Source organism: Nakamurella sp. (assembly GCF_048594475.1).
Classification (GTDB): Bacteria; Actinomycetota; Actinomycetes; order Mycobacteriales; family Nakamurellaceae; genus Nakamurella.
Genome location: NZ_JBMDXT010000281.1, coordinates 1 through 19,144, shown reverse-complemented (window position 1 = coordinate 19,144; position 19,144 = coordinate 1). Strand labels below are relative to the sequence as shown.

The 19,144-nt window shown below is 72.8% G+C and carries 15 protein-coding genes and 1 pseudogene; 7 read left to right on the top strand and 9 right to left on the bottom strand.

Annotation, left to right across the window (positions count from 1 at the left end; all coding sequences use genetic code 11):
• Window positions 1–4: 4 nt before the first annotated feature.
• The 3 genes from ACOJUF_RS13105 to ileS all read left to right on the top strand — a co-directional run bounded on the left by ACOJUF_RS13105 (window position 5) and on the right by ileS (window position 4,642).
• A complete protein-coding gene (locus ACOJUF_RS13105) occupies window positions 5–304 on the top strand; it encodes a YggT family protein (protein WP_420122283.1) in 300 nt (99 codons plus the stop codon).
• Window positions 305–455: 151 nt separating this feature from the next.
• Window positions 456–1,124, top strand: coding sequence for a DivIVA domain-containing protein (locus ACOJUF_RS13100; RefSeq protein WP_420122280.1), 669 nt, complete (start codon window positions 456–458; stop codon window positions 1,122–1,124).
• Between the two features lie 308 nt (window positions 1,125–1,432).
• Entirely contained in the window at window positions 1,433–4,642 is a 3,210-nt protein-coding gene (ileS, locus tag ACOJUF_RS13095) for an isoleucine--tRNA ligase (RefSeq protein WP_420122282.1), read from the top strand.
• Window positions 4,643–4,698: 56 nt separating this feature from the next.
• Here ileS and ACOJUF_RS13090 read toward each other — a convergent pair whose 3' ends face one another.
• The 5 genes from ACOJUF_RS13090 to ACOJUF_RS13070 all read right to left on the bottom strand — a co-directional run bounded on the left by ACOJUF_RS13090 (window position 4,699) and on the right by ACOJUF_RS13070 (window position 8,300).
• A complete protein-coding gene (locus tag ACOJUF_RS13090) occupies window positions 4,699–5,133 on the bottom strand; it encodes a TA system VapC family ribonuclease toxin (protein ID WP_420122279.1) in 435 nt (144 codons plus the stop codon).
• On the bottom strand, window positions 5,117–5,371 hold the full coding sequence (locus ACOJUF_RS13085) for an antitoxin (RefSeq protein ID WP_420122278.1): 255 nt from the start codon (window positions 5,369–5,371) through the stop codon (window positions 5,117–5,119). The genes ACOJUF_RS13090 and ACOJUF_RS13085 overlap by 17 nt, the downstream gene beginning before the upstream one ends.
• Before the next feature lie 39 nt (window positions 5,372–5,410).
• Complete coding sequence (locus ACOJUF_RS13080) at window positions 5,411–6,220, bottom strand: NAD-dependent protein deacetylase (protein WP_420122281.1); 810 nt, start codon at window positions 6,218–6,220, stop codon at window positions 5,411–5,413.
• Window positions 6,221–6,320: 100 nt separating this feature from the next.
• Window positions 6,321–7,541, bottom strand: coding sequence for a cation:proton antiporter (locus tag ACOJUF_RS13075; RefSeq protein ID WP_420122277.1), 1,221 nt, complete (start codon window positions 7,539–7,541; stop codon window positions 6,321–6,323).
• A 69-nt stretch (window positions 7,542–7,610) separates the two neighbouring features.
• Window positions 7,611–8,300 carry a metal-dependent transcriptional regulator gene (locus tag ACOJUF_RS13070; RefSeq protein WP_420122276.1) on the bottom strand — a complete coding sequence of 230 codons (690 nt, stop codon included), beginning with the start codon at window positions 8,298–8,300 and terminating at the stop codon, window positions 7,611–7,613.
• A 155-nt stretch (window positions 8,301–8,455) separates the two neighbouring features.
• Here ACOJUF_RS13070 and ACOJUF_RS13065 point away from each other — a divergent pair.
• From ACOJUF_RS13065 to ACOJUF_RS13055, 3 genes and pseudogenes are all read left to right on the top strand, one after another.
• A pseudogene (locus ACOJUF_RS13065) lies at window positions 8,456–9,248 on the top strand (sulfurtransferase).
• Between the two features lie 197 nt (window positions 9,249–9,445).
• The gene (locus tag ACOJUF_RS13060; protein WP_420122275.1) at window positions 9,446–10,627 is read left to right on the top strand and encodes an acetoin utilization protein AcuC; all 1,182 of its coding nucleotides are present in this window, start codon (window positions 9,446–9,448) and stop codon (window positions 10,625–10,627) included.
• Window positions 10,620–13,439 carry a GNAT family N-acetyltransferase gene (locus tag ACOJUF_RS13055; RefSeq protein ID WP_420122274.1) on the top strand — a complete coding sequence of 940 codons (2,820 nt, stop codon included), beginning with the start codon at window positions 10,620–10,622 and terminating at the stop codon, window positions 13,437–13,439. Before ACOJUF_RS13060 ends, ACOJUF_RS13055 begins: the two co-directional genes overlap by 8 nt.
• 10 nt (window positions 13,440–13,449) lie before the next feature.
• On the opposite strand, the gene ACOJUF_RS13050 is transcribed toward ACOJUF_RS13055, so the two are convergent.
• From ACOJUF_RS13050 to dtd, 3 genes are all read right to left on the bottom strand, one after another.
• Window positions 13,450–15,144, bottom strand: coding sequence for an MFS transporter (locus tag ACOJUF_RS13050; protein WP_420122273.1), 1,695 nt, complete (start codon window positions 15,142–15,144; stop codon window positions 13,450–13,452).
• A gap of 178 nt (window positions 15,145–15,322) precedes the next feature.
• On the bottom strand, window positions 15,323–16,324 hold the full coding sequence (locus ACOJUF_RS13045; RefSeq protein ID WP_420122272.1) for a sigma-70 family RNA polymerase sigma factor: 1,002 nt from the start codon (window positions 16,322–16,324) through the stop codon (window positions 15,323–15,325).
• 323 nt (window positions 16,325–16,647) lie between these two features.
• Window positions 16,648–17,145, bottom strand: coding sequence for a D-aminoacyl-tRNA deacylase (gene dtd / locus ACOJUF_RS13040; RefSeq protein WP_420122271.1), 498 nt, complete (start codon window positions 17,143–17,145; stop codon window positions 16,648–16,650).
• Between the two features lie 44 nt (window positions 17,146–17,189).
• On the opposite strand from dtd, the gene ACOJUF_RS13035 reads away from it, so the two are divergent.
• Entirely contained in the window at window positions 17,190–17,561 is a 372-nt protein-coding gene (locus ACOJUF_RS13035) for a hypothetical protein (RefSeq protein WP_420122270.1), read from the top strand.
• Here the strand turns inward: ACOJUF_RS13035 and ACOJUF_RS13030 are convergent.
• The gene (locus ACOJUF_RS13030; RefSeq protein WP_420122269.1) at window positions 17,527–19,044 is read right to left on the bottom strand and encodes a DUF7059 domain-containing protein; all 1,518 of its coding nucleotides are present in this window, start codon (window positions 19,042–19,044) and stop codon (window positions 17,527–17,529) included. The genes ACOJUF_RS13035 and ACOJUF_RS13030 overlap by 35 nt on opposite strands.
• Window positions 19,045–19,144: the final 100 nt, after the last annotated feature.

The following is a 19,144-nucleotide window of genomic DNA, read 5'->3' as shown; positions in this document are numbered from 1 at the left end:
AGGGGTGTCCCTCCTCTGGCAGGTCGTCTGGCTGCTTCTCTGGTTCTTCCGGCTGGCGCTGCTGGGCCGGATCGTCATCGAGTTCGTCCGCGTCTTCGCCAAGACCTGGCGGCCGGCCGGTGCGCCGGCCGTGGCGATGGAGGTGTTGTACGTCACCACCGACCCGCCGGTGAAGCTGTTCCGCAAGATCATTCCGACGGTCCGGCTGGGCGGGATGGGCTTCGACCTGAGCATCATCGTGCTGCTCATCATCGTGTACATCCTGATGGAGGTCGTCTGGCGGCTGGCCGTCAACGCCCTCTGACCGTCCGGCGGCCCGGGCCGGTCGGCGGGTAGGTCGTCGTATCGACAACTTCCAACCCCCCAGGTCCACCGCCGGTCCGACTATTCTTTCCCGAGACGATCACGGCGAGCGCTGTGCGGAGAGTCTGAGTAGAGCCACCGAGGAGCAAGTCATGCCGCTGACCCCAGCCGATGTGCACAACGTTGCGTTCAAGAAACCGTCGATCGGCAAGCGCGGCTACGACGAGGACGAGGTCGACGCCTTCCTGGACGTGGTGGAGGCCGAGCTGGCCCGCCTCATCGAGGAGAACGCGGAGCTCAAGACCAAGTCCGACCAGGCCGGTGGCGGCCAGACCGTCCCGCTGACCAAGCCGGCCGCGCAGGCCGCGCCGATGACCACCGGCGAGGCCCACACCGCGGCCGCCCGGTTGCTCGGCCTGGCCCAGGAGACGGCGGACAAGCTGACCGGCGAGGCCCGGGCGGAGGCCGACCGGGTCACCCTCGAGGCGACCGAGCAGGCCGAGCGGACCGTCTCCGACGCCAAGAGCCAGGCCGAGGCACTGCTGTCCGACGCCAGCGCCCGGGCCGAGGCCACCGAGCGGGAGAGCCAGGCCAAGGCCGAGTCCCTCGACCTCGAGGCCAAGACCCGGTACGACGAGACGATCGGCAAGCTGACCACCGACCGGGTCAGCCTGGAGAAGAAGATCGAGGACCTGCGCGGGTACGAGAAGGAATACCGCGGCCGGCTCAAGAGCTGGATCAGCGAGCAGTTGGCCCAGCTCGACGACGGCGGGTCCCGCGAGCAGAAGCCGGTGGCAGTCACCTCCGGCCCGGGCGACTGACCGACGGAATATCAGCTGGACGGCAGCCGTTAGGCTGGATCCAGGAGAAGTGCAGCACCACGGCGACGACCCGGCCATCACCGGCGAGCCATTCGGAAGAACGGAGTCCCGCCCGCCGTGGATCGGGGGGCGGGCTCTTACTAGACCCGAACGGGTCCGGCCCGACACAGCCGGCGAACGAGCGGTCCGGCCCGGTGCCCAGGCACCGGAACCGGGCAAGCGGGGTGGTACCGCGGGACACGACCGGCACCGGTCGCGCCTCGTCCCTGCAGTGAGTGACGACCTGCAGCGACGAGGAGTACCCGAGCATGAACCAGACCGCGGCCGGTGCCGCCACCGAGTCGACCCCCTACCCGCGGGCGGGCGCCGGGACGGTCGCCACGCACCCGGACTTCCCGGCCCTCGAGCGCGAGGTCCTGGCCTACTGGGCCAAGGACGGCACCTTCCAGGCCTCGATCGACAACCGGGCCGCCGGTGAGAACGGCGGCAACGAGTACGTCTTCTACGACGGGCCGCCGTTCGCCAATGGCCTGCCGCACTACGGCCACCTGCTGACCGGCTACGTCAAGGACAGCGTCCCGCGCTACCACACCATGCGCGGGCGCCGGGTGGAGCGGCGCTTCGGCTGGGACACCCACGGCCTGCCGGCCGAGGTCGAGGCCGAACGGCAGCTGGGCATCAAGCACAAGTCCGAGATCGTCGGCATGGGCATCGAGGCGTTCAACGACGCCTGCCGCGAGTCGGTGCTCCGGTACACCCACGAGTGGGAGGAGTACGTCACCCGGCAGGCCCGCTGGGTCGACTTCGCCAACGACTACAAGACCCTCGACCTGGACTACATGGAATCCGTCATGTGGGCCTTCAAGACGTTGTGGGACAAGGGCCTGATCTACGAGGGCTACCGGGTGCTCTGGTACTGCTTCCGCTGCGAGACGCCGCTGTCGGCCACCGAGACCAAGATGGACGACACCTACCGGAGCCGGCAGGACCCGGCGGTCACCGTGTCGTTGCGGCTGCGGTCGGACGACCCGGCGTTGGACGGGGTGAACGCGCTCATCTGGACGACCACGCCGTGGACCCTGCCGTCGAACCTGGCCGCCGCGGTCGGGCCGGACATCGAGTACGTCGTCGTCGAGTCCGCCGGCCCGTTCGCCGGCCGGTACCTGCTGGCGCAGGCGCGGCTCGGGGCGTACGCCAAGGAGCTGGGGGAGGACCCGGCGGTGCTCGCGACGTACACCGGCTCGCAGCTGATCGGAACGCCCTACACTCCGCCGTTCAGCTTCTTCCTGGGCCGGGACAATGCCCACCAGGTGCTGACCGCCGAGTACGTCACCACCGAGGACGGCACCGGCGTCGTGCACATCGCGCCGGCCTTCGGTGAGGAGGACAAGGCGGTCACCGACGCGGCCGGCATCGAGGTGGTCAACCCGGTCGACGCGCAGGGCCGGTTCACCGCGCAGGTGCCGCCGTACGAGGGATTCGGAGTCTTCGACGCCAACATCCCGATCATGGCCGACCTGAAGGCGGCCGGCCTGCTGGTGCGCCGCGACAGCTACGAGCACCCGTACCCGCACTGCTGGCGGTGCGACACCCCGCTGATCCAGCGGGCCGTCTCGTCCTGGTTCGTGGCCGTCACCCGGTTCCGCGACCGCATGGTCGAGCTCAACCAGCAGATCACCTGGGTGCCCGGGCACATCAAGGACGGCCAGTTCGGCAAGTGGCTGGAGGGCGCCCGCGACTGGTCGATCTCCCGCAACCGCTTCTGGGGCTCGCCGATCCCGGTCTGGACCTCGGACGACCCGGCCTACCCGCGGGTCGACGTCTACGGGTCGCTGGACGACCTCGAACGCGACTTCGGCGTCCGTCCGACGGACCTGCACCGCCCGATGATCGACGAGCTCACCCGGCCCAATCCGGACGACCCGACCGGCCGCTCCACCATGCGCCGGGTGCCCGAGGTGCTGGACTGCTGGTTCGAGTCCGGCTCGATGCCCTACGCCCAGGTGCACTACCCGTTCGAGAACCGGGACTGGTTCGAGCACCACTACCCGGGTGACTTCATCGTCGAGTACAACGGGCAGACCCGCGGCTGGTTCTACACGCTGCACGTGCTGGCCACCGCCCTGTTCGACCGGCCGGCGTTCGTGACCTGCATGGCGCACGGGATCGTGCTCGGTGACGACGGGCAGAAGATGAGCAAGTCCCGCCGCAATTACCCCGACGTGGGGCAGGTGTTCGAGCGGGACGGCTCGGACGCGATGCGCTGGTTCCTGAGGGCCTCGCCGATCCTGCGCGGCGCCGACCTGGTCGTCACCGAACAGGGGATCCGGGACAGCGTCCGGCAGGCCGTGCTCCCGCTGTGGAACGCCTGGTCGTTCCTGTCGCTGTACGCCAATGCGGGGGGAGTCGCCGGGTCGATCAGGACCGACTCGACCGACGTGCTGGACCGGTACATCCTGGCCAAGACGGCCGAGCTGGTCGCCGACGTCACCGCCGCGATGGACGCCTACGACCTGGCCGGTGCCTGCCAGGCGGTCCGGGTGTACCTGGACGGGTTGACCAACTGGTACATCCGCCGCTCCCGGCAGCGCTTCTGGGAGGGTGACCGGGCGGCCATCGACACCCTGCACACGGTGCTCGAGGCGCTGTGCCGGGTGGCCGCCCCGCTGCTGCCGTTGACCACCGAGGTCATCCACCGCGGGCTCACCGGGTCACGGTCGGTGCACCTGACCGACTGGCCGGCGGCCGACGAGCTGCCGCTGGACGCCGACCTGGTGACGGCGATGGACGAGGTCCGGGAGGTCGCGTCGGTCGCGTTGTCGGTCCGCAAGGCCGGCAAGCTGCGGGTCCGGCAGCCGCTGGCCGCGATGACGGTCGCCGTTCGGGACGCCGCCGCGCTGGCGCCGTTCACGGCCTTGCTGGCCGACGAGGTGAACGTGCGCGCAGTGGACGTCACCGAGCTGGCCGAGCACGACGAGCGGGTCACCCGCCGGCTCACCGTCAACGCCCGCGCGGCCGGACCCCGGCTGGGCCGGCAGGTGCAGCAGGTGATCAAGGCGGCCAAGGCCGGCGACTGGTCGGTGGCCGACGACGGCACCGTCACCTGTGGCGACATCGTGCTGGCCGATGGCGAGTTCACCCTCGAACTCTCCGCGGCCGGGACGTCGTCCGACGCTGTCGGGCTGCTGGCGTCGGGCGGCTTCGTCGCCCTGGACACCGCGCTGGACGACGATCTGATCGCCGACGGCCTGGTCCGGGACGTCGCCCGGGGCGTGCAGGACCTGCGCAAGAGCGCCGGTCTGGACGTCTCCGACCGGATCGAGCTGGCGGTGGCCGGCGACGACGAGGTGGCCCGGGCCGCCGTGCTCGGTCGCTGGGGCTGGCTGGCCGAGCAGGTGCTGGCCGTGGGTGACCCCGCCGTGTCGACGCAGCTGCCCACCGGGTGGACCGGCACCGCCGACCTGGTCGTGGGCACCGGCGTCAACGCCAAGCTCGCGGTCGCCGTGCGCAAGGTCTGATCGGCGACGGGCCGGAAGGAAAGTGCGGCCCGCCGCACTTTCCTTCCGGTCATGAATCAGGCGAACGGGTCGATCACTTTGATCCCGTCGAACCGCCGGAAGCCACGGTCTCGGGTGTAAATGGTGGACACGCCGTTGCTGAGCATGAGTGCGGCGATCACGGCATCGGGAACAAGGTCGCCGCGGATCGGCTGACCGACATCCAGGTGCTTGTAGGCGGCCCACATGCCCGAGTCCTCGCCGATGACCCGGACTGACGGAACGGCGAGCAACCGGTCGATCACTCCGATCACGTCCGACGGGGCCAGCGGTCGGGCGTAGACGCGAGGGTTGGTGGCGATCCTGAGGTACGAAAGCAGCACCGGCCAGAAAAGGGTGGTGAGAGCCGGGCCTCGAACGAGCTGCGCCAGCAGTCTTTGCGCGGCGGCGTGCTCGGCGGTCTCCGCATCCGAAGCGTGCAGGAGCACAGTGACGTCAACGGTCGCGGACATCATTCCGGGTCATCGGCTCGTCAAGGACTGCCCACAAGGCTTCCTTGTCGTTGATGTCGATCAGGGCGCCCATGGCCTTGGCCGGCCAGTGGAAGTCGATCTCCGGCCTGGGTTCCTCCTCGGCCAGCGCCTTGCTCAGCAATTCGGACACCAGCACTCCCAAAGTCTTGCCCTCTCGCTGCTGCCGTGCCTTCAGCGCAGCCAGCACCAGCGGGTCGAGATCGATGGTGGTTCGCACGCATCTGATGATACCGGACTGCGCATCAGATGCGTGGGATCAGTGCCCCCAGCGCCGGGCCAGCGCGGTCAGCGTCTCGGTGCAACCGGCGTCGACCCGGCCCAGCGCCAGCGGATCGCCGCGGGTGATGCCGCGGTTGACGATGACGATCGGCCAGCCGAGCTTGGCGGCGTGCCGGACGAACCGCAGGCCGGACATCACCGTCAACGACGACCCGGCGACCAGCAGGGCCTCGCCGCCGGCCATGGCCGAGTAGACCTGATCGACCCGGGCCCGGGGCACGTTCTCACCGAAGAACACCACGTCGGGCTTGAGGATCCCGCCGCAGCGCAGGCACGGGACGAGCCGGAAGCCGGAGGTGTCGTCCAGTTCCACGTCCCCGTCGGGGGCGGTCCGGACGTCCGCGTGCGCGGCGAAGTCCGGGTTGGCCTCGTCCAGCCGGTGGTGCAGCTCGAGCCGGCCGGTGACGTCCCCGCACTGCAGGCAGATCACCTGGTCGATCCGGCCGTGCAGGTCGATCACCGCCCGGCTGCCGGCCGCCCGGTGCAGCCCGTCGACGTTCTGGGTGACCAGGGCGCGCACCGGGCCGGTCGACTCCAGCGCGGCCAGCGCCCGGTGCCCGTCGTTGGGCCGGGCCGAACCGAGCCGCTGCCACCCGATGTGGCTGCGCGCCCAGTACCGCTGGCGGGCGACCGGGCCGGACAGGAACTCGTCGTAGGTCATGGGGGAGCGGGGCGGCGAGTCGGGCCCGCGGTAGTCGGGGATGCCCGAGTCGGTGGACAGGCCGGCCCCGGTCAGCACGATCAGCCGTCGGCCGGCGAGGGCCTGCGCCGCGGCGTCGGCCGACATCAGCGGGGCGCTGACCGCCGCGGAGCGCGGGGTCTCGGGGATGCGGACGCCGGCATCGGCGGGGGAAACGACGCTCACCGCACCAGCGTACGGACCGACATCATCCTTCCTCGGCGATCTCCGGGACGTCCCGGTCGGCCGGCTTGACGCCGCCACCGGGGGCCCGGCGGTGCAGGGCGAGCCCGAGCAGCGGGTAGAGCAGCACCGACAGCATGCCGGCGCCGACCAGGGCGGCCGCCGTCCCGGCCGGCAGGTCGCCGGACTTCACCCCGATGTCGGTGACGGCCACGACGATCGGCAGCCCGGTGGCGCCCAGCAACATGGCCGCCCGCCGGTCCGCCCGGGGCAACCCGCGGGTGGTGAACAGGGTCGAGGTGCCCCGCACGGCCAGCAGCAACAGCAGGAACACCGGCAGCAGCAGCAGCGTCAGCGGCTGGTCGAGCAGCGCGTCGAGGTCGAACGTCAGCCCGGTGCTGATGAAGAAGATCGGCACCAGGAACCCGAACCCCACTGCCTCCAGCTTGCCCTCGATCGCCTCCTTGTCCCGGGGCGACGCCCCGGACAGCAGCAGCTTGGCGATCACCCCGGCCGCGAATGCGCCCAGCAGCATGTCCAGGCCCAGCAGCAGGCTCAGCGCCACCAGCAGCAGCAGCAGGCACAGCACCAGGCGAACGGCGAACTGCCCGCTGGTGTGCAGCGTCGCGGTGACCAGCGAGGTGAGCCGGGAGTGGGTGCCGCGGCCGGCCAGTCCGATGGCGACGGCGGTGATCACCACGAACGCCAGCAGCACGACCGTGGCCACGCCCGGCTGCCGGCCGGACAGGAACAGCGAGATGGCGATCAGCGGGCCGAACTCGCCGACCGCTCCGATGGCGATGATCGCGGCGCCGAAGGGGGTGCGCAGCTCGCCGGCGTCCCGCAGGATCGGCATGAGCGTGCCCAGGGCGGTGCTGGTCAGGGCGATGCCGACGAAGATGCCGGCGGTCGGGGTCGGAGCGAGGGCCCACGCCGCCCCCACCCCGACGACCAGCGCGAACAGCCAGCCGAGGATCGACGAGGTGAGCGGCCGGCCGCGGATCCGGCGGAAATCGATCTCGTTCCCGGCCAGGAAGAACAGCATGCACAGCCCGAGGTTGGACAGCTTCTCGGTGGCGTCGGTGGGGGCGACCCAGCCGAGCACCGCGGGGCCGAAGACGATGCCGAGCACGATCTCGAACACCACCAGCGGGATCCGCACGACGCGGCCGGCGACCGCGGCCAGGATCGGGGCGGCCGCCGCCAGCAGCGGGAACATCACCAGCACGCTCAGCGGCAGGTCCACCGGCGCCCCCGATCGGCTCGTGGCGACCGGACGCCCGGCGCGGTGGATGTGGCGGGTCGGCCGGCGGGGTCAGGCCGCCGGGCGGACGTGGATGCCGTGCGCGATGTCGGGGGACAACTCGGTGGACAGCGGCCCGTCGACGGCGACCATCGCATCGCCCCGGACGGTGAACTCGAGGACCGCGCCCGGCACGATGCCGCCCCGGTGCAGCCGGTCCATCACGGTGGGCTGGTTCTGCACGATCTCGATGATCCGCCGGACCTCGTACCGGCCGCCGCGCCCGGCGGCCACGTCGGCGCCGATCAGGTCCCGATGGGTCTCGGTGACCGGGCTCGCCGACTCACCCAGGTGGTCCAGGCCGGGGATGGGGTTGCCGTAGGGGGAAGTCCGCGGATGCCCGAGCAGCGCGACCAGCCGCTGCTCGACCTGCTCGCTCATCACGTGCTCCCACCGGCAGGCCTCGACGTGGACGTCCTGCCAGTCCAGGCCGATCACGTCCAGCAGCAGCCGCTCGGCGAGCCGGTGCTTGCGCATCACCGCGGTCGCGCGCTCGCGCCCGAGATCGGTCAGCTCCAGGTGCCGGTCGTCGGAGACGACGAGCAGGCCGTCGCGCTGCATCCGGGCGACCGTCTGACTGACCGTGGGGCCGCTCTGGTTGAGCCGTTCGGCGATCCGGGCGCGCAGCGGGACGATGCCCTCTTCTTCCAGTTCGAAGACGGTCCGTAAGTACATCTCGGTCGTGTCGATCAGGTCGTTCACGCTCGGAGTCCCCTTCTTGGCGCTCGCGATCCTACTTCGGTGGGACGACGGGAAGCCGGGGTCGGAGGCGGGCCGGGTCCGTGCGGTGGGCACTCGGGGCACGCCCGCCCGGGCGCGCGCACCCTCTTTCCGTCGAGGCTTCACAATAGTCGGCGATGAACGACTCCCCGCCGTCCCCGTTGATCGCCGCCGACGAACTCGCCGCCCGGCTCGCCGGCGGGTCCCCGCCGGTCCTGCTCGACGTCCGGTGGACGCTGGCCGGCGGCAGCGACCCGGCCGGGTACCAGGCCGCCCGGCTGCCCGGCGCCCGGTTCCTGGACCTGGACCGCGACCTGGCGGCCGCGGCGGGCGCGGGGCCTGGCCGACGGCGATGCCGTGGTGGTCTACGACGGCGGCCCGGGGCTCGCCGCCGCCCGGGCCTGGTGGCTGCTGCGGTGGGCCGGGCTGTCCGACGTGCGGGTCCTGGACGGTGGCCTGCCGGCGTGGCTGGCCGACCCGGCCCGCCCGACCGGCTCGGGACCGGCCGACCCGGTCGCCGCCGGCTCGATCACCGTCGTTCCCGGCGGCCTGCCGGTCGTCGACGCCGACGGGGCCGCGGCGGCCGCGGGCGCGGCCGGCGCGGTGCTGCTGGACCTGCGCGCCGCCGCCCGGTACCGGGGCGAGGTCGAGCCGCTCGATCCGGTCGCCGGCCACATCCCCGGCGCGGTCAACCTGCCCGGGACCGAGCTGATGCACGCCGACGGCACCTACCGGTCGCCGACCGAGATCGCCGAACGGCTGGACGCGGCCGGCGCCGGCGCCGGGGTCGCGGTGGTCGCCTCGTGCGGGTCCGGCATCACCGCCTGCCAGCTGGTGCTGGCCGCCGAGCGGGCCGGCCGGCGGGCGGCGCTCTACCCAGGGTCCTACTCGCAGTGGTGTGCGGTGGGCCGGCCGGTCGCCACCGGCTGACCGGGGACGGGGCACCGTCCGGGGCCGAAGGTCCGGTCGGCCCCGTGAGCAGGCCCACCGCGGCGGGCCGCGACCGCGCCGGTCGCCCGGGTGAGGGGTGCCCTGAACAATCCGGCGCCTTCGTCGCCGGATCGCCTTCAGGGCACCCCTCCGGTGCTCGATTGTGGCCTCGCAACTCGGCCAACTAGCCTGGTTCGATGGCGGCGCCGCTGGTGGTCTGGGATCGACGAATGCTCGGCTACGACCTCGGCGGCGATCACCCGCTGCATCCCCTGCGCTGGGATCTGACCTGGGCGCTGGCCACCGAGCTCAAGGTCCGTGACGCCTACGACGTGCTCGTCCCGGAGGCGGCCGACGAGGCGACCCTGGGCTGGGTGCACACCCCCGGCTACATCGCGGCCGTCCGCGCCGCGTCCGGTCCGGTGCCGATGGCCGTCGGGCACGGCCTGGGCACCGACGACAATCCGGTCTTCCCGGGCATGCACGAGAACGCCGCCCTCATCGCCGGCGGGTCGGTCGAGGCGGCCCGGGCCATCGCCCGCGGCGAGGTCGACCGGGCGGTCAACTTCTGCGGCGGGCTGCACCACGCGATGCCCGACCACGCCTCGGGCTTCTGCGTCTACAACGACGCGGCCCTGGCCATCCGGGCCCTGCTGCGCGAGGGGGTGCCGCGGGTGGCCTACGTCGACGTCGACGCCCACCACGGCGACGGGGTGCAGGCGGCGTTCTACGACGATCCGCGGGTGCTCACCGTCTCCCTGCACGAGTCGCCGCTGACCCTGTTCCCGGGGACCGGGTGGGCGACCGAGATCGGCGTCGGGCCGGCCCAGGGCACGGCGGTCAACGTCGCGCTGCCCGCCGGCACCGGGGACGCCGCCTGGCTGCGGGCGTTCCACGCCGTGGTGCCGGGCGTGCTGCGCGCGTTCCGGCCGGACGTCCTGGTCACCCAGCAGGGCGCCGACGCCCACCGCGAGGACCCGCTGGCCGACCTGATGCTGACCGTCGACGGCCAGCGGACCACCTACCTGGCGCTGCGCGAGCTGGCCCGCGAGGTGGCCGGCGGCCGCTGGCTCGCCCTGGGCGGCGGCGGCTACTCGCCGGTCCGGGTGGTGCCGCGGGCGTGGACGCACCTGCTGGCCGTGGTCGCCGACCTCGACCTGGACCCGGCGACGATGATGCCGCAGGAGTGGGTCGCCCAGGCCGCGCGGGCCCGGCCCGACGTGCCGCTGCCGATCGACATGTCCGACGGCCACCCGGAGCCGGTCGCCCACGTGCCGTGGACCGGGCACCAGGAGATGGCGGTCGACCGGGCGATCCTCCAGACGCGGGACGCGGTTTTCCCGCTGCACGGCCTCGACCCCCGGGATCCTCGTGACTGACGCCCACGTGACCGTCCCGACCCCGCCCGGCCCGACCCCGACCGGCCCGGCACCGTCCGGATCCCTGCCCGCCGACCCGGCCGGCGGCCCGGTGCTCACCGATCCGGCCGGGGCCGATCCCGGCGCGCCGCCACCGCCGGCCGGGCCCGGGTACCCCCAGCACTGGGAGGCCGACGTCGTGCTGGCCGACGGCGGGGTCGCCCACGTGCGGCCGGCCACCCCGGACGACGCGGAGCAGATCCGGGCCATGCACGGCCGGATGTCCGCCCGATCGCTGTACCTTCGCTACTTCTCCGCGGTCAAACAGGTCTCGGCCGCGCAGGTCTCGGTGTTCGTCGACGTCGACCACGACACCGCCATCGGCCTGGTCGTCGAGCTCGGCGGCGAGCTCATCGCCGCGGGCACCGCTCATCGCAACACCGGTCACGGCGACCCGGACGCGGCCGAGGTGGCCTTCCTGGTGGAGGACTCGCAGCAGGGCCGGGGCCTGGGCTCGATCCTGCTCGAGCACCTGGCGGTGGCCGCCCAGGAGCGCGGCATCCGCCGGTTCACCGCCGAGGTGCTGGGCGAGAACACCCAGATGGTGCGGGTGTTCATCGACGCCGGCTACACCGTGCACCGGGAGTACGACTCCGGGGTCATCGACCTGGTCTTCGACATCGCGCCGACCGAGAAGTCGCGGGCGGTCGTGCTGTCCCGCGAGCACCGGGCGGAGGCCCGGTCGATCCGCCGGCTCGTCTCGCCCCGGTCGATCGCCGTCATCGGCGCCTCCGGCGACCCCAGCAAGATCGGGCACGCCGTGCTGGCCAACCTGCTGCGCGGCGACTTCGCCGGTCCGGTCTACCCGGTCAACCCGGACGCGCGGTCGGTGCTCGGCGTCCGGGCCTACCCGACCGTCACCGACATCCCCGATCCGGTCGACGTCGCGGTGGTGACCGTGCCGACGGCCACGGTCGCCGAGGTCGTCGAGTCCTGCCGGGTCAAGGGGGTGCACGGGCTGGTCATGATGACCGGCGGGTTCAGCGACGCCGGCCTGGACGGGGCGCAGGCCCAGCGCCGGATGGCCGCGGTGGTCCGCGGCGCCGGGATGCGGCTGCTCGGCCCGAACGGCCTCGGGATGATCAACACCGATCCCGAGGTGCGGGTCAACGCCTCGCTCGCGCCGGTGGTCCCGCCGGCCGGCTCGATCGGGTTCTTCTGCCAGTCCGGGGCGCTGGGGGTGGCGATCCTGGCCGACGCCGCGGCCCGGTCGATGGGCCTGTCCACCTTCGTCTCCGCCGGCAACCGGGCCGATGTCTCCGGCAACGACCTGCTGCAGTACTGGCACGGCGACGACCGGACCGAGGTCGTGCTGCTGTACCTGGAATCGTTCGGCAACCCGCGCAAGTTCGCCCGGTTGGCCCGCGTGCTGGCCCGCACCAAGCCGGTGATCGCGGTGAAGTCCGGGCGGCACTCGCAGATCGTGCCCGGCCTGGTCGCGACCTCGTCGGCCTTGTCCGACGACGTGGTGGCCACCCTGTTCGAGCAGGCCGGGGTGATCCGGACGCCCGGCCTGACCACGGCGTTCGACGTCGCCCAGCTCCTGTCGACCCAGCCGGTGCCGCGCGGCGACCGGATCGGGATCATCGGCAATTCCAGCGCGCGGGGGGTGCTGGCCGTCGACTTCTGCCTGGAGGCCGGGCTGGCCGTGGCCGCGGACTCGCCGATCGACCTGGGCGTCCAGGTCGGCGCGGACGAGCTGGCCGCGGCGGTCCGGGAGATGGCCCACCGCGACGACATCGATGCGCTGGTCGTGGGCTGGGTCCCGCCGGTGGCCACCGAGGGCCACGCCCACGCGGCGGCCCTGCGGGAGGCGCTGCGGGACGCCCCGGTGCCCGCGGTCAGCACCTTCCTGGCCGTGGACGGGCTGACCCAGCATCTGAGCGTGCACGACGAGCGGGGCAACCCGACCCGCGGATCGGTGCCGTCCTACCGCACGCTCGAGCGGGCGGTCGGGGCCCTGTCCTACGCGGTCCGCTACGGCGCCTGGCTCGGCCGGCCCGCCGGCACGCTGCCCGAGCTGGCCGGGCTCGACCGCAAGGCGGCGACCGCGCGGGTGCGCCGGCTGATCGAGTCGATGCGCACGCCCGACGACCCGGCCCGCCCGCTGGTCGACGCCGAACTGGTCGCCCTGTTGGGCTGCTACGGCATCCGGATCGAGGACTTCCGGGCGATCGGCTCGGCGGCCGATGCCGTGGCCGCGGCGCACGAGATCGGATTCCCGGTGGTGCTCAAGTCGTTCGACGAATCCCTGCGGCACCGGCTCGACCAGACCGGGATCCGGCTCGGCCTGCAGAACGAGGCCCAGGTGCGCCATGCCTACGAGGACCTGTTCGACGTCGCCGGTCCCTGGCAGTACGTGCAGAAGTCGGTCTCACCCGAGCGCACCGGGGTGCCGACCGTCTTCCGGATCACCGCCGACCCGTCCTTCGGTGCCCTGGTCTCGTTCGGGCTGGGCGGGGTGGCGACCGAGCTGCTGGAGGATCGCGCCTACCGGACGGTGCCGCTGACCGACCGGGACGCCGCCGACCTGATCGCCGCGCCCGGGGCGGCCCCGCTGCTGAGCGGCTACCGCGGCGCGAAGGTGGTGCCCCACGCGCCGCTGATCGACCTGGCGCTGCGGCTGTCCGCGCTGGCCGACGACGTGCCGGAGCTGATCGAGCTGCAGCTGCAGCCGGTGCTGGCCGGCCCCGACGGCATCGCGATCACCGGCGCCCGGGGCACCGTGGGACCGCCGTCGGAGTTCGACGACTGGCGGCGCCGGATGCGCTGACCGGCGCCGGTCAGGCCGGGCCGGCCGTGCCCGGGGGCGCGGGTTCGGGTTCGGCCGTCTCCGGCGAGCCGGGCGGGACCACCGGGATCCGGCCGGTGAGGAACAGCGCCAGGATGGCGACCAGACCGGCCGCGGCGAACGCGACCTGCAGCGCCTGCAGCCGGGCGTCGGCGTTGATCGCGGTGATCTCCTGGGCGTCGGTGGTCGAGACCCCGGCGGCGGTCAGCTCGGCCTGCACCTGCGCGTCCGAGATGAACGGCACCCCGCTGGCCAGATCCGTGGTCAGCTGCGCCTTGACCGGGGCGGAGATCACCTCGCTGGACGCGACCGAGGTGAGGGCGGCGGTGCTCAGCGTGGCGATCAGCACCGACCCGATCAGCGCGGTGCCCATCGAGGCCCCCAGGTTGGTCGCGGTGTTCTGCAGGCCCCCGACCTCGGCGGCCTGGTCCTCCGGAACCGCCGACACGGTCACCGCACCCAGCTGGGAGGCCAGCGCCCCCAGCCCGAGACCCATCAGCACCATCGGGATGGTGACCACCGCGGCGTCGGCCTGCGGATCCATCCCGGCGACCAGGAAGCCGATGCCGACGATCATGCAGAGCAGCCCGAACCGCACCACCCGGCGCGGATTGGCCCTGGGCCACACCTTGGGGATGCCGACGGCGGCGACGAGCAGCGCGATCGACAGCGGCACCAGGCGCACCCCGGTCTCCAGGGCGGACAGGCCGAGCACGACCGACAGGAACAGCGGGATGGAGAAGAACACGCCGGCCTGGATCATGAACTGCGCGAAGAACATCGACAGGCCGCCGGTGAGTTGCCGCACTCCCAGCATGCTCGGCCGGACCAGCGGCGGCAGCGCGGACGGGTCGGCGTCCTGCCGGGCCTCCAGGTGCCGTTCCCAGTGCAGGAACCCGTAGACGACCAGCAGGCCGGCGCCGACGAACCACACCGTCAGCGACGCTCCGAACAGCGACGGCGCATTCGGCTTGGGCACCACGAGGCCCCACTCGCTGGACTTGAGCACCCCGTAGACCAGCAGGCCGAGACCGACCACCGACAGCAGCGATCCGAAGTAGTCGATCCGGCCGGGCACCGGCGGGGTGTCGCGCAGCTTGCGCAGGGTGGCCAGGATCGCGATGGCGATCACGACCTCGCCGAAGAACACGTACCGCCAGGACAGGTAGGTGGTCATCGCGCCGCCGATCAGCGGGCCGGCGGCGACCGCCACCGCCGAGGCCGCAGCCACCATGCCGTAGGCCCCTGACCGCTTCTCGGGCGCGAAGTTCGCGGCCACCAGGGCGACGATCGCCGGCATGATCAGGGCGGCGCCGACACCCTCCAGGAACGACCAGCCCAGCAGCAGGACCGGCAGGTTGGGGGAGATGCCGGTGACGAACGACCCGGCGGCGTAGATGACCATGCCGATGCCCATGGCCCGGCGCCGGCCCATGATCGAGCCGAGCTTGCCGCCGGTGATCATCAGCGTGGCCATCACCAGCGTGTACAGGGTGATTGCCGTCTGGATGCCGGTGATCGTCGTGCCCAGGTCGGCGGCCACGGTGGCCATCGACACGTTCATCACCGAGCTGTCGAGCGTCATCAGGAACTGGCTGGCGGCCAGCACGAGCAGCACCAGGCCGGCGCCGGAACGCGCCGCACCGGACGCAGGCACCGAGGCGGGAACGGACGCGGGGGAGGTCACCGCACCATCCTGGCGCCCGCCGGGTCCGTCCGGATGCTCCGGTTCGGGTGAGTCGGCCGCCGACCGGCCGGTAGACGCGAAGAACCGGGTCCGTGCGCACACAGACCCGGTCCCTCTGGCGACGGCGCGCGGACCTCGTTGTCGAGGCGCTCGCCGCTACAACACCCGTTCCGGCGGCTCAGCTCGCGTAGGAGCGGAGCACCTCCGAACGATCACCCACCCGCAGCTTGGCCATCGAGTCGCGCTCGATCTGCCGCACCCGCTCGCGGGAGATGCCGAAGTGCCGGCCGATCTCGTCCAGCGTGCGGGGCCGCCCGTCGTCCAGCCCGTACCGCAGCCGGACCACGGTCTGCTCGCGGTCGTCCAGCGTCCGCAGCACCCGGTTGATGTCGTCGTGCATGAACCCGGCGACGACGGCCGCCTCGGCCGAGGTGGACTCGGCGTCCTCGATGAAGTCGCCCAGCGGCGCCTCCTCGTCGGAGCCGACCGGCATGTCCAGGCTCACCGGATCCCGCGCGTGGTCGAGCAGGTCGGCGATCTTCTCCTCCGGGATGCCCGACTCGTGGGCCAGCTCGGCCAGCGTGGCGTCCCGGCCCAGCTGCTGGTGCAGCTCGCGCTTGAGCCGCGAGAGCTTGTTGACCTGCTCCACCAGGTGGACGGGCAGGCGGATGGTGCGACCCTGATCGGCCATGCCCCGGGAGATGGCCTGCCGGATCCACCAGGTCGCGTACGTCGAGAACTTGAAACCCTTGGTGTAGTCGAACTTCTCGACCGCACGGATGAGGCCCAGGTTGCCTTCCTGGATCAGGTCGAGCAGCGGCATGCCACGCCCGGTGTACCGCTTGGCCAGCGACACGACCAGCCGCAGGTTGGCGACCAGCAGGTGGTTGCGGGCGCGACCACCGTCGCGGACGACCATGCGCAGGTCCTTGCGCCGCTGCGGCGCCATCTCGAGGTCGGATTCGAGGACGTGCTGGGCGAACACGCCCGCCTCGATCCGCTTGGCCAGTTCGACCTCCTGCTCGGCCGTCAGCAGCGCGGTCTTGCCGATACCGTTGAGGTACACCCGCACCAGGTCGGCGGAGGGGCCCTGGGCGTCCAGGTCCTCCTCGGCGGACCGGGCGGGGGCCGTGCTGGTGGTCCGGCGCGCGCTATCGAGGTCGTATGAGGGTGCGACCATGTGATGCTCCCTTCGTTCCTTCAGGCGAGCCGTTTGCTGCTGACCCGCTGACTATTCGAACGCCTGTCAGCCCCGATTTAGTTCCCCGGACGAAGTGGGCCAATCCGCGGCGATCAGGGGCCGGACGGCGGTGCGACTTCGTGACGAGTACCCAATCCCGGGCCGCTGTGAGCTGCGGTGTGCCGGTCATGGGAACTGCATGGGAAACCGGCCGTCGGGGCCGACGTTCCTTCTTTCCTGCTGCAGAAGGGACGCATCGACCGTGTATCCATCACGCGAACGGACCAGTGAGTGAGATAGGTCACAGTTCGGCAGGGCCGGGCTCAGACCTCCAGCAGCACCGTGAACGGGCCGTCGTTGACGCTGGTCACCTGCATCATCGCGCCGAACCGACCGGTCCGGACCTCCGCGCCGCGCCGCCGCAGTTCGGCGACCACCTCATCGACCAGGGGCTCGGCCCGGTCCCGGGGTGCGGCCAGGTCCCACGAGGGCCGGCGGCCCTTGTCGGTGCGGGCGTAGAGGGTGAACTGGCTGACGACCAGCAGGGGAGCGCCGCTGCTCGCGCACGAGACGTCGCCGCGCAGGATCCGCAACTCGTGCAGCTTGGCGGCCATGGCCCGGGCGGTGCCGACGTCGTCGGTGTGGGTGACGCCGATCAGCGCCAGCAGGCCGGGCCGGTCGATCCGGCCGACGACCTCGGCGCGGGCAGCAGTGGGGTCAGCAGGAGGGACCGCGGGGTCGGGCCCGCCGGCGTCCGACCCGTCGGGATCCGGCCCGACGGACACGCTGGCGGACAGGACTCGGCTGGTCACGGCGCGCACCGGCGCATCGTGCCAGGTCGGCGCGCCTGCGGCACGATGGCCGGATGAAGCGGCCCGCGACCGGTGCGTCGGAGTGTCCCCGGTCCCCGGGGTCGATCCGATCGATCGGGTCGGTCGGCTCCATCCTGTCGATCGGCTCGGCCGGGTCGGTGCTGTCGATCGGGTCGGCCGGGTCGATCCTGTCGATCGGCTCGGCGGGCTCGGTGCTGTCGATCGGGTCGGCCGGGTCGATCCTGTCGGTCGGCTCGGTCTACTCGTTCGGCTCTGTCGGTTCCGTCTGTTCGGCCCTGTCCGTGCTCGGCGTCCTGCGCGCCGGGCGGGCTCCGACCTGGGCGGCGGTGGCGGGCATGGTCGCGGCGAACCGGCGGGGTCGGACCGGGCTCAGCCGGCGACGGGAAGCAGCAGCCCCCGCATGACGGCGACCCGGACGGAGGGCACCACCGCGGCGGCCAGCGCGCCGGCCGGCACCCCGTGGGCGGAGGCCAGCAGTTCGATCAGCACCTGCAGCGGGACGGCGCCGGTGCACCCGGCCAGCAGCGCCTGACTCCACTCGTCCAGCTGGAGGGTGGCGCCGGGCCCGCCGGGCCGGACGACCATCCGGAAGACCGTCGTCCAGCCGTCGTGGCCGGGCAGGGCGCGTTGCTCCAGCAGCACCTGGGGGGCCAGCTCGAACCGGGTGGCCAGCAGCCGGGCGTCGCCGGTGGCCTCCACCCACGCCCGGTTGGCCAGGAAGGCGGCCACCTCGGGGCCGGTGATCTCCTCGCCGGTGATCTCGTCCAGGGTGATGGACGGATCCGCGGACCCGTTGTGCCGCAACGTGATCAGGCCCATCCCGATCCCGCGGACGCGGTGCGCGGCGAACCAGTCGAGCCAGTCGGCGGCCAGCGAACCGGCGGCCGCGCGGTCGCCGCCGGAGCGGCCGTCCTCGCCGGCGTCGGCCAGCCAGAGCCCGACGTACTCGGCCGGGTCGGCCATCTCGCGCTGGACCACCCAGGCGTCGCAGCCGCTGGCCGCCATCCAGCCGCCGACCCGGTCGCGCCAGTCCGTCTCGCCGACGACGAGCCAGTTGGCCAGCAGCTGGGCGGTGCCGCCCTCGGTCAGGTGCGCGCGGGCGCCGGTGACGATCGCCTTGCCCACCCCGTCCCCGGGCAGTCCGGAGTCGCGGTAGGTGAACCGGGCGCGGCCGTCGCCGACCACGAACGGCGGGTTCGACACGATCAGATCGAAACGCCGGTCGTCGACCGGCTCGAACAGGGAGCCGGCGCGCAGGTCCCAGTGCTGCCCGTTGAGCCGGGCGGTCGCGGCGGCCAGGGCCAGGGCGCGCGGGTTCACGTCGGTGGCCGTCACCGATCCGGCGTGCCCGGCCAGGTGCAACGCCTGGATGCCGCACCCGGTGCCCAGGTCGAGGGCCGTGCCGACCCGATCCCGGACGACCGCGCGGGCCAGGGTGATCGATGCCGAACCCAGGCCCAGGACGTGATCGGGGCGCACGGGCCCGGGCCGGACGTCCGAATCGAGATCCGAGACGAGCAGGTACTCCGCGTCGTCGGCGGCGTGCGGGCGGACGTCCAGGGCCGCCCGGACCTCGTCGCCGTCCCGTTCCAGCACCCGCTGGGCCAGGGCCGCGGGCAGCCCGGTCGTGGGCAGGGCGCGGGCGGCGGCCCGCTCGTCGACCGACGCGCCCAGCAGGAAGAGCCGGACGAGGGTGGCCAGCGGCGACCCGTCCCGGGTGGCCCGCAGGGCCGCCGCCGGCTCCCCCCGGCCCAGGGCCCGGTGCGCCGCCGCACCCAGCAGGTCGGGCACGCCGCCGGCGTCGAAGCCCGCCGCCCGCAGGTCGGCGCCGATCCGGTCGACGACGTCCGGGTCGGACAGGGGCTGGTCCACGTCGGAGTTGCTCACGCGGCCAAGCTCATCATGGCCGGGCGGTCGCGCCGACGGCGCCGGGGTCGGACGCGGGCACCGGGCCGCCGGACGGCCCGCGGGCAGGCCGGGCGCGTCA

What these genes read in the sequence shown, in the direction of transcription:
- ACOJUF_RS13045 (WP_420122272.1), bottom strand. Translation starts at nt 16,324, where the DNA reads ATGGTCGCACCCTCATACGACCTCGATAGCGCGCGCCGGACCACCAGC.
- ACOJUF_RS13060 (WP_420122275.1), top strand. Translation starts at nt 9,446, where the DNA reads ATGGCGGCGCCGCTGGTGGTCTGGGATCGACGAATGCTCGGCTACGAC.
- ACOJUF_RS13035 (WP_420122270.1), top strand. Translation starts at nt 17,190, where the DNA reads ATGAAGCGGCCCGCGACCGGTGCGTCGGAGTGTCCCCGGTCCCCGGGG.
- ACOJUF_RS13100 (WP_420122280.1), top strand. Translation starts at nt 456, where the DNA reads ATGCCGCTGACCCCAGCCGATGTGCACAACGTTGCGTTCAAGAAACCG.
- ileS (WP_420122282.1), top strand. Translation starts at nt 1,433, where the DNA reads ATGAACCAGACCGCGGCCGGTGCCGCCACCGAGTCGACCCCCTACCCG.
- ACOJUF_RS13090 (WP_420122279.1), bottom strand. Translation starts at nt 5,133, where the DNA reads ATGTCCGCGACCGTTGACGTCACTGTGCTCCTGCACGCTTCGGATGCG.
- ACOJUF_RS13080 (WP_420122281.1), bottom strand. Translation starts at nt 6,220, where the DNA reads ATGTCGGCCGACGCCGCGGCGCAGGCCCTCGCCGGCCGACGGCTGATC.